The sequence below is a fragment of the Pseudomonas citrullilanati genome (genome assembly GCF_030580855.1).
GTDB classification, from domain to species: Bacteria; Pseudomonadota; Gammaproteobacteria; order Pseudomonadales; family Pseudomonadaceae; genus Aquipseudomonas; species Aquipseudomonas citrulli.
In genome coordinates this window covers 17,546-27,367 of the sequence record NZ_JAUQOP010000058.1, presented here as the reverse complement: position 1 = coordinate 27,367, position 9,822 = coordinate 17,546, and the positions used below count along the sequence as shown (strand labels likewise).

General features: G+C 64.1%; 11 protein-coding genes. 10 read left to right on the top strand and 1 reads right to left on the bottom strand.

What is annotated here, in order from left to right; translation table 11 throughout:
* The first annotated feature begins 391 nt into the window (after positions 1-391).
* The 10 genes from Q6A48_RS24180 (at position 392) to Q6A48_RS24135 (ending at position 9,510) form a co-directional block, all read left to right on the top strand.
* Complete coding sequence (locus Q6A48_RS24180) at positions 392-2,038, top strand: phospholipase D-like domain-containing protein (protein WP_304556928.1); 1,647 nt, start codon at positions 392-394, stop codon at positions 2,036-2,038.
* A gap of 54 nt (positions 2,039-2,092) precedes the next feature.
* Positions 2,093-2,434 carry a YdcA family protein gene (locus Q6A48_RS24175; RefSeq protein WP_304556927.1) on the top strand — a complete coding sequence of 114 codons (342 nt, stop codon included), beginning with the start codon at positions 2,093-2,095 and terminating at the stop codon, positions 2,432-2,434.
* 384 nt (positions 2,435-2,818) lie between these two features.
* Complete coding sequence (locus Q6A48_RS24170) at positions 2,819-3,667, top strand: transporter substrate-binding protein (protein WP_304556926.1); 849 nt, start codon at positions 2,819-2,821, stop codon at positions 3,665-3,667.
* Between the two features lie 54 nt (positions 3,668-3,721).
* Positions 3,722-4,384 (top strand): amino acid ABC transporter permease, encoded by a 663-nt coding sequence (locus Q6A48_RS24165; RefSeq protein WP_304556925.1) that lies wholly within the window; start codon positions 3,722-3,724, stop codon positions 4,382-4,384.
* Positions 4,385-4,393: 9 nt separating this feature from the next.
* Complete coding sequence (locus Q6A48_RS24160; RefSeq protein ID WP_304556923.1) at positions 4,394-5,056, top strand: amino acid ABC transporter permease; 663 nt, start codon at positions 4,394-4,396, stop codon at positions 5,054-5,056.
* Positions 5,053-5,859 (top strand): amino acid ABC transporter ATP-binding protein, encoded by an 807-nt coding sequence (locus tag Q6A48_RS24155; RefSeq protein ID WP_304556922.1) that lies wholly within the window; start codon positions 5,053-5,055, stop codon positions 5,857-5,859. Before Q6A48_RS24160 ends, Q6A48_RS24155 begins: the two co-directional genes overlap by 4 nt.
* 25 nt (positions 5,860-5,884) lie before the next feature.
* Entirely contained in the window at positions 5,885-6,274 is a 390-nt protein-coding gene (locus tag Q6A48_RS24150) for a RidA family protein (RefSeq protein ID WP_304556921.1), read from the top strand.
* A 145-nt stretch (positions 6,275-6,419) separates the two neighbouring features.
* On the top strand, positions 6,420-7,184 hold the full coding sequence (locus Q6A48_RS24145) for an IclR family transcriptional regulator (protein WP_304556920.1): 765 nt from the start codon (positions 6,420-6,422) through the stop codon (positions 7,182-7,184).
* Positions 7,185-7,222: 38 nt separating this feature from the next.
* Positions 7,223-8,440, top strand: coding sequence for an amino acid deaminase (locus Q6A48_RS24140; RefSeq protein WP_304556919.1), 1,218 nt, complete (start codon positions 7,223-7,225; stop codon positions 8,438-8,440).
* Positions 8,441-8,592: 152 nt separating this feature from the next.
* A complete protein-coding gene (locus Q6A48_RS24135) occupies positions 8,593-9,510 on the top strand; it encodes a sugar kinase (RefSeq protein ID WP_304556918.1) in 918 nt (305 codons plus the stop codon).
* A 31-nt stretch (positions 9,511-9,541) separates the two neighbouring features.
* Here the strand turns inward: Q6A48_RS24135 and Q6A48_RS24130 are convergent, their stop codons facing one another.
* On the bottom strand, positions 9,542-9,817 hold the full coding sequence (locus tag Q6A48_RS24130; RefSeq protein ID WP_019690952.1) for a peptidylprolyl isomerase: 276 nt from the start codon (positions 9,815-9,817) through the stop codon (positions 9,542-9,544).
* Positions 9,818-9,822 lie beyond the last annotated feature (5 nt).

Sequence of the window (9,822 nt, the reverse complement as noted above, 5' to 3'; positions counted from 1 at the left end):
GCTCATGCTTGTTGTTCGAGGGCGAAAACTCAGTCAACTGTTCGAGCTTTGAGCCAAAGCGGGAAGAGTGGACAGCAGCTTGGCTCCCACACGTGCTTAGGGCACCGCGACCCGTCAGCTTGCTGTCCACCCCTCTCACCTTTGACTTTATCCTGTCTTAAGACACAAGCGAGCCTGCTCGCGAAAGCGGTGGGTCAGTTGGCGATGATGTCGAATGTACGGCCGTCTTCGCGAGCAGGCTCGCTCCCACAGGATCTTGTGGTGAGCCTATGCCTCCCGGCCCCCTGTGGGAGCGAGCTTGCTCGCGATTAGCATCACCTCGGTTCCGGTTCTGCCCCCTCAACCCGCATCACTGCACTATGCTCAGGCAGCCCCCTCACAGGAGTGAATCATGCGCGTACTCGTGACCAACCCCCAGGACGATTTTCGGGTCAAGGCCTATGCCGGTACCAACGGCGTGCTACTCGCCATGGACCTGGCCGAATCCCGTCGCAAGGGGCTGCTGGGGTTTGCCATCGAGAAACAGCAGGGCGACAAGCCCTGGTTGTTCCTGTTCAACAGCCTGACCTTCCCCGGCAAGGCCCACACGTTTCCCCAATTTCACGCCACGCCCAGCGACCAGGCGCCCTTGCAGAAATTTCGCTGGGCCGACTACGCGGTCAACCCGGGGGTGACGATCCACTACCGTGTGCACCTGGCCTATGGCAGTCCCGACGCGCCGCAATTGGGCGAATCCCTGGAGGTCACCGTCACCAGCGACGACGGTCAGCCGGCCAACCAGCGGGTGATCTTCAACCGCGCCGTGGCCGCCAGCCAGGCGTTCCAGCGCAAGTTTCTCGAGCTGGACGCATTGATCAGTGCCAATCGCAACCTGTCCATCGACGATTGGCCCGACGCCCCGCGTCGCTGGTTGGAAAACGGCCTGCTGGGGCGCCTGGTCGGCTTCATCGACCGGGCCCTGGATGCCACCTGGGCCCTGGACGTTGCCATCTACGAATACGAGCTGCCGGTGATCGTCGACGCGGTGAATGCCGCCTTCGCCCGGGGTGCGCGGGTGCGGGTGCTGTACCACGCCGAGCCGGGCGACGACACCACCCGGCGCAACGAGACCAGCCTGGAAAAACTGCCGGCGGCCAACAAGCGCGGGCGGGTCACTCATGACATCTTCCACGACAAGTTCATCGTCCTGAGCCAGGTGGACGACACCGGTTCGTTGCAGCCGCAAGCGGTCCTGTGCGGCAGCACCAATTTCACCGCCAACGGCGTCTATCGCCAGGCCAACGTCGTGCACGTGCTGGACGACCCGCGGGTGAGCGACAGCTACCATCAGGTGTTCGAGCAGATCTGGGCCGCGCCGCAGGACGTCGACGCGACGCGCCAGTGGCTGACCGAGCACAACCCCATGGACCCCGGCCAGCCATTGTTCGCCGGGTTCTCGCCGCGCACCGGAGAGGGCGACCTGGACCGTTTCGTCGACATCATCCGTGGTGCCCGCAAGGACCTGCTGTTCGTCACCGCCTTCGTCCTGCCCGAACGGATCCTCGACGCCTTGCTCGGCCAGCCGAACGACGACGTGCTGCGCTACGGCCTGCAAAACACCGCCAGCCGCATCACCGGTTTCCATGCCGACCGCACCGCCGAATTCGCCGCCACCGCGCTGCTCAACACCGGCCTGGAAGGCTGGCTCAGGGAAAACATGAAAGGCCAGAAGGGCAACCTGCTGGTGCACACCAAGGCCATCGTCACCGACTTCACCAGCGATACACCGACCATCCTCAGCGGCAGCCATAACCTGAGCGCCGCCGCCAGCGGCGGCAACGACGAAAACTACCTGATCATCCAGGGCGACACCGACCTGGCCGACCGCTACGGGCTGGAGCTGTTGCGTTTCTATGAGCACTACCGCTTTCGCTACTTCGCGAAGAAACTGGCCCTCAAGCAGGTCCAGCCGCTGGCGGTGGATGACGGCTGGAGCGATGAGTATTACCGCGAAGGGGATTTGCGAATGCTGTCGAGGCTGAGGTTCTGCGGGCGTTAGGCACGGGCATCGTCCAGTGATAGCATAGGGCCATCTATCAGCCAGGAAGCTGCCATGAAGCCTTGTCACGGAACGTCCGCCTTACTTCGCACCTGCGTTGCGAGCCTGTTGTTGGTCCTGTGTACGTCGGCCTTTGCTGCCAATCAACCGTGTTCCGGGCGCAAGGGCGGGGTTGCCGGGTGCGACGGTGATACGTTCCTCTGCAACGACGGGTCCATCAGCGCTTCGAAGAAATCCTGTTCCGCTGTGCTGGGGCTTCGCAACGAAGCCCGGCCGCAGTCCTTGCTCAAGCAAGCCGACGGGTGCCAGTGCGGCAGTGGCAGTTACTGCGTGGGCCCCCGGGGCGGGGTGTATTGCCTGACACCTGGTGGCAGCAAGAGCTACAAGCGCAAATAGGCCCGGCCCCACCGAACAATGGTGGGAGCGAGCTTGCTCGCGATAGCGTCAGGTCAGTCGCCATTTGATATTGACTGCTACACCGCCATCGCGAGCAAGCTCGCTCCCACAGGGATCCATGTACAAATTCCAGAGTGGCTCCGTTTCGGTGCGCCGGGTACCCGGCTTGGGGCCTTGTTACCCGTGGGTCGTGGTCAACGGTAGCAACGGTGTGCGCGTCGACGCTAACGTCACGCGCCTGTTTTCTCCCATCTCCCTGATTTCCCTCACTTTCCATTTTGCTCTCCCAAGGCCCTCCAGCCTGTGGCACACTTTCTGCTGTCTATTCCGTTGTTACATACCATGTTCCGGTATAGCGGAATAAACCCATCTGGAGTGCTTGCCATGCAACGCCGACCTTCCTTGTTCAAAGCGTGTGTTTTTCTCTTCGCGGCCTCGATGGCTGCCGTGGGTGTCGCCCAGGCGGCCGACAGCAAGCTGGACAGCGTGCTGCAACGCGGGAAATTGATCGTGGGCACGGGCAGCACCAATGCGCCGTGGCACTTCCAGGGAGCAGACGGCAAGTTGCAGGGGTTCGATATCGACATTGCGCGGATGGTCGCCAAGGGCCTGTTCAATGATCCGGAGAAAGTCGAGTTCGTGGTGCAGTCCTCCGATGCGCGGATTCCCAACCTGCTGACCGACAAGGTCGACATGAGCTGCCAGTTCATCACCGTTACCGCCAGCCGTGCCCAGCAGGTGGCCTTCACCTTGCCGTACTACCGCGAAGGGGTGGGCCTGCTGTTGCCGGCCAACAGCAAGTACAAGGAAATCGAGGACCTCAAGGCCGCCGGCGACAGTGTCACCGTGGCGGTGCTGCAGAATGTCTACGCCGAGGAGCTGGTGCACCAGGCGCTGCCCAAGGCCAAGGTCGACCAGTACGACAGTGTCGACCTGATGTACCAGGCGGTGAACTCCGGCCGCGCCGATGCCGCCGCCACCGACCAGTCCTCGGTGAAGTACCTGATGGTGCAGAACCCCGGTCGCTATCGCAGCCCGGCCTATGCCTGGAGCCCGCAGACCTACGCCTGCGCGGTCAAGCGCGGCGACCAGGACTGGCTGAACTTCGTCAACACCACCTTGCATGAAGCCATGACCGGCGTGGAATTCCCCACCTACGCGGCGTCGTTCAAGCAATGGTTCGGCGTGGACCTGCCGTCGCCGGCCATCGGTTTCCCCGTTGAATACAAATGACCCCGTGAGCCCGGGATGCCCCTCGTGGGCATCCCGCCGAAGGTATTGTCGACCATGAACTATCAGTTGAACTTTGCCGCCGTCTGGCGCGATTTCGACACCTTGCTTGCGGGCCTCGGGTTGGGGCTTTCCCTGGCGCTGGTGTCGATCGCCATCGGTTGCGTGATCGGCCTGGCGATGGCGTTCGCGCTGCTGAGCAAGCGGCGGATCCTGCGCGTATTGGCTTCGGTGTACGTGACGGTGATCCGCAATACGCCGATCCTGGTGTTGATCCTGTTGATCTACTTCGCCTTGCCGAGCCTGGGCATTCGCCTGGACAAGCTGTCGTCGTTCGTCATCACCCTGTCGCTGTATGCCGGGGCCTACCTGACCGAGGTGTTTCGCGGTGGCCTGATGAGCATTCACAAGGGCCAGCGCGAAGCAGGCCTGGCCATCGGCCTGGGGGAGTGGCAGGTAAAGGCCTACATCACCGTGCCGGTGATGCTGCGCAACGTGCTGCCGGCCTTGTCGAACAACTTCATCTCGCTGTTCAAGGACACCTCCCTGGCGGCGGCGATCGCCGTGCCGGAGCTGACCTATTACGCCCGCAAGATCAACGTGGAGAGCTACCGGGTGATCGAGACCTGGCTGGTGACCACGGCCCTGTATGTCGCGGCCTGTTACCTCATTGCCCTGGTGCTGCGGTATGTCGAGCAGCGCCTGGCGATCCGCCGTTAGGAGCCTTCCATGTACGAATCCCCCAGTTGGTTGCATGAGTTGTGGGTCGCCCGGGATACCTTGTGGGCCGGTTTCCTGACCAGCGTGCAGTGTTCGCTGCTGGCGATCCTGCTAGGCACTTTGATCGGCCTGGTCGCCGGGTTGGTACTGACCTATGGCCGGACCTGGATGCGCGCGCCGTTTCGTTTCTATGTCGACCTGATTCGCGGCACGCCGGTGTTCGTGCTGGTGCTGGCCTGCTTCTACATGGCCCCGGCGCTGGGCTGGCAGATCGGCGCCTTCCAGGCCGGCGTGCTGGGCCTGACGCTGTTCTGCGGCTCCCATGTCGCCGAGATCGTGCGCGGGGCCTTGCAGGCGCTGCCCCGTGGACAGATGGAAGCGAGCCAGGCCATCGGCCTGACGTTCTTCCAGGCCCTGGGGTATGTGCTGCTGCCCCAGGCGTTGCGGCAGATCCTGCCGACCTGGGTCAATTCCTCCACCGAGATCGTCAAGGCTTCGACGTTGTTGTCGGTGATCGGGGTGGCGGAGCTGCTGCTCAGCACCCAGCAGGTCATCGCCCGGACTTTCATGACCCTGGAGTTCTACCTGTTCGCCGGGTTTCTCTTTTTCATCATCAATTACGCCATCGAGTTACTCGGCCGGCACATTGAAAAGCGGGTGGCCTTGCCATGACTGACGTTTCCCATCGCTTCAACACAGAGCCCTCCAACGCCCGGCCGCTGCTGGACATTCGCGGCCTGCGCAAACAGTACGGTCCGCTGGAAGTGCTCAAGGGCGTGGACCTGAGCCTGCAGCGCGGCAATGTGGTCACGCTGATCGGCTCCAGCGGTTCGGGCAAGACCACGCTGTTGCGCTGCGTGAACATGCTGGAAGAGTTCCAGGGCGGCCAGATCATGCTCGACGGCGAGTCCATCGGCTATGACGACATCGACGGCCAGCGCGTGCGCCATCCGGAGAAAGTCATCGCCCGGCACCGGGCCATGACCGGCATGGCCTTCCAGCAATTCAACCTGTTCCCGCATTTGACCGCGTTGCAGAACGTCACCCTGGGCCTGCTCAAGGTGAAGAAGCTGCCCAGGGATGAGGCGGTGGCCCTGGCCGAGAAGTGGCTGGCGCGAGTCGGCCTGCTGGAACGGCGCGATCACTTTCCCGGTCAGTTGTCCGGCGGCCAGCAGCAGCGCGTGGCGATTGCCCGCGCGATCGCTATGAACCCCAGCCTGATGCTGTTCGACGAAGTCACCTCGGCCCTCGACCCTGAACTGGTGGGTGAAGTGTTGAACGTGATCAAGGGGCTGGCCGAGGACGGCATGACCATGCTGTTGGTGACCCACGAAATGCGCTTTGCCTTCGAGGTCTCGGACCAGATCGTGTTCATGAACCAGGGCCGCATCGAAGAGCAGGGCCCGCCGAAGGCCCTGTTCGAGCGCCCGCAATCGCCACGCCTGGCGGAATTCCTCAAGAACACCCGTTTTTAACTGCGTTGGATAAGGAGAGACACCCATGAGCATTACTCGTTACGGCACTGGCAGCAGCGCGGGCGGTGGACAGCCACGGCCCTTCGCCCGGGCCGTGGAGGCCGACGGCTGGCTGCACGTGTCCGGCCAGGTGCCGGCGGTGGACGGTGAAATCATCGCTGGCGGGATCGTCGAGCAGACGCACCAGACGATGAAGAACCTGATCGCCATTCTCGAAGAAGCCGGTTATGGCCTGGAAGACGTGGTGCGCTGCGGCGTGTGGCTGGACGACCCGCGGGATTTCTGGAGTTTCAACAAGGTCTTCGGTGAATATTTCAGCCCCGAGCACGCACCGGCCCGGGCTTGCGTGCAGGCGAGCATGATGGTCGATTGCAAAGTCGAGATCGACTGCATTGCCTATAAGAAGAAGTCCTGAACCGCGGGGGCCTCATCGCGGGCAAGCCTTGCTCTCACAAGGTAACGCATTCTTCTGTGGGAGCATGGCTTGCCCGCGATAGTGATCTATCTGGCGGCGCAGCAGTCTGGTTAAACTCCCGGCCAATTGAATGGGGACCAAAGACATGACCGAAGACACCATCAAGCGCCGGGCCCGAGGACTGGACCGGGCGTTCGATATCCTCGATTTCCTCAAGGAAATCGGCCAGCCGCTGCGTCCGAACGACATCGCCAGCGGCATCGGCAGCCCCAAGTCCACGGTCTATGAACTGGTGGCGTCACTGCTGGAGCGGCGCATCCTCGAGCCGGTGGGCAAGGACGGCCACGTCTACCTGGGCCGCCAGTTGTACTTCCTCGGCCAGGCGCACCTGCGGCATTTCGACCTGAGCCGCGAGGCCGACCAGGCCTTGCAGGAGATCGTGCGCCAGACCCGGGAAACCGCGCAGATGTGCCTGCTCAACGGGCGCAAGTACACCGTGGCGCTGATGAAGGAGGGCGAGCGGCATTTCCGTATTTCATCGGACATCGGCGAGAACGCGCCCATCCCCTGGACGGCGTCCGGTCGCCTGCTGCTGGCGCATTTGAGCGACCAGCAGATCGTCGACCTGATCGATCCCGACGACTTCATCCTGCCGGACGGCGAGCACCTGCCCCTGGAGCAGTTCCTGAAGGAAATCCGCCAGGCCGGCGACGAAGGGTTCTTTTCGTTCGACAGCGTGGCCGACACCTTCACCCACTGCTTTGCCGCGCCGGTCAAGGACCCCAATGGCGTCGCCATCGCCACCCTGTGCATCGTCGCCCCGCGGGCCGACGCCAAGAACAATTACGCCGACTACCGCCGGGTGCTGATCGAAAGCGCCAACCACCTGGCCCGTCGCATCAATGAATAGACGCATCGGCCGCGAGGCCGTGCGCGAGGAGTTCGAACATGCCTTCCGCCATCTTGAACGCGGGTGTAGAGAAGGGCGCCGCCACCGTGGGTGCCCACCTGTTGCGCGATGTCAGCCTGCCGGCATTGGTGCTGCATCGCGACGCCCTGGAACACAACATCCGCTGGATGCAAGCCTTCGTCAGTGACAGCGGCGCCGAGCTGGCGCCCCACGGCAAGACCAGCATGACCCCGGCGCTGTTCCGTCGCCAGCTCGACGCCGGCGCCTGGGGCCTGACCCTCGCCACCGCCGTGCAGACCCGTGCCGCCTATGCCCATGGCGTGCGCCGGGTGTTGATGGCCAACCAGTTGGTGGGCACGCCGAACATGGCCCTGGTCGCCGATTTGCTCGCCGATCCGGCGTTCGAATTCCATTGCATGGTCGATCATCCGGACAACGTGGCCGACCTGGGCGCATTCTTTGCCGCTCGCGGGGTGACGCTGAATGTGATGATCGAGTATGGCGTGACCGGTGGTCGTTGCGGCTGTCGGACGGAGGCCGAAGTGCTGGCCCTGGCCGAGGCGATCCGGGCGCAACCGGCGCTGGCACTGACCGGTATCGAAGGGTACGAAGGGGTGATCCACGGTGACCACGCCATCAGCGGCATCCGCGCGTTCGCCGCGTCCCTGGTGCGCCTGGCGGTGCAGTTGCAGGACGCTGGTGCGTTTGCCGTCGACCGGCCGATCATCACCGCATCCGGTTCGGCCTGGTACGACCTGATCGCCGAATCCTTCGAAGCCCAGAACGCCCAGGGGCGGTTCCTCAGCGTGCTGCGGCCCGGCAGCTATGTGGCCCACGACCATGGGATCTACAAGCAGGCCCAGTGCTGCGTGCTGGAGCGGCGCAGCGACCTGCACGAAGGCTTGCGCCCGGCCCTGGAAGTCTGGGCCCACGTGCAATCGCTGCCGGAGCCGGGCTTCGCGGTGATTGCCCTGGGCAAGCGCGACGTGGCCTACGACGCCGGCCTGCCGGTACCGCTCAAGCGCTACAAGCCGGGATCCGATTCGGTGGCCGGGGACGACGTGAGCGGCTGCAAGGTGACGGCGGTGATGGACCAGCATGCGTTCATGAACGTGGCGCCGGGGGTCGAGTTGCGGGTCGGCGATATCATTTCGTTCGGTACGTCCCATCCGTGCCTGACGTTCGACAAGTGGCGGGTGGGGTGCCTGGTGGACGAGGGGTTGCGGGTGGTCGAGAGCATGGAGACCTGTTTCTAGGCTTGAGACCGAGTCGCCGCCTTCGCGGGCAAGCCCGCTCCCACAAGGGATCCTGGGTGAACACATAATTGTGTTCACAACTGCCCGAGTGTGGGAGCGGGCTTGCTCGCGAAGGCGGTCGTTCAAACACCACCAAACCCTCAGGACCCTCCATGAACCACTCCAAACCCCGCATCGCCCTCATCGGCGAATGCATGATCGAGCTGCAACAACGCGCCGACGGCAGCCTGCACCAGAGTTTCGGCGGCGATACCCTGAACACTGCGGTGTACCTGGCCCGCGCCCTGGGCGACAGGGGCTCGGTGGATTACGTCACGGCCCTGGGCGATGACAGTTTCAGCGACGCCATGTGCCAGGCTTGGGCGGCGGAAAACATCGGCCTGGAGCGGGTCCAGCGCCTGCCCGGGCGCCTGCCGGGCCTGTACTGCATCCAGACCGACGCGGCCGGCGAGCGACGGTTCCTGTACTGGCGCAACGAGGCGGCGGTGCGCGATTGCTTCACCACCCCGGCTGCCGCGCCGATCCTGGCGGCGCTGCCGGCCTACGACGTGCTGTACTTCAGTGGCATCACCCTGGCGGTGCTAGGGGAGCAGGGACGCGCCAGGCTCATCGAGACCCTGGTCCAGGCGCGCCGGCGCGGTGCCCAGGTGGTGTTCGACAACAACTTCCGGCCACGGCTCTGGGCCTCGATTGACGCGGCCCGGGCGGCGTATCGCAGCGTCTTGCCCCAGGTGACGCTGGCGCTGTTGACGGTGGACGACGAGCAGGCGCTGTTCGGCTACCCGGACAGCGCGGCGGTGTTCGCCGCCTATGCCCCGCTGGGCACGCCCGAAGTGGTGCTCAAGCGCGGCGCCGAGGCTTGCCTGATCCGCTGCGCGGGGCAGGCTTACGAAGTGCCCGCCCAACGCGTCGAGCGGGTGGTGGACACCACGGCGGCCGGGGACTCGTTCAGCGCCGCCTACCTGGCGAGCCGCCTGCTGGGCGGCACTCCGGTGGAAGCCGCCGAGGCCGGGCATCGGCTGGCGAGCCGGGTGATCCAGGTGCCGGGGGCGTTGATACCGCGAGAGTGAGTTCGACGCGGGACCCTTGTGGGAGCGAGCCTCAATCGCGGTAGAACACCTGCACCAGGTGATAACCGAACTTGCTCTTGATCGGCCCGTGCACCACCCGCAACGGCTTCTTGAAAATCACCGCGTCGATCGCGCCGACCATCTGCCCCGGCCGCACTTCACCCAGGTCGCCGCCGCGTTTGCCGGAGGGGCAGGTGGAGTATTTCTTCGCCAGCACGTCGAAGGCTTCGCCCTTGGCGATGCGCTGCTTGAGCTGTTCGGCTTCTTCGGCGGTTTTCACCAGGATATGGCGGGCTTGGGCTTTCATGGCGT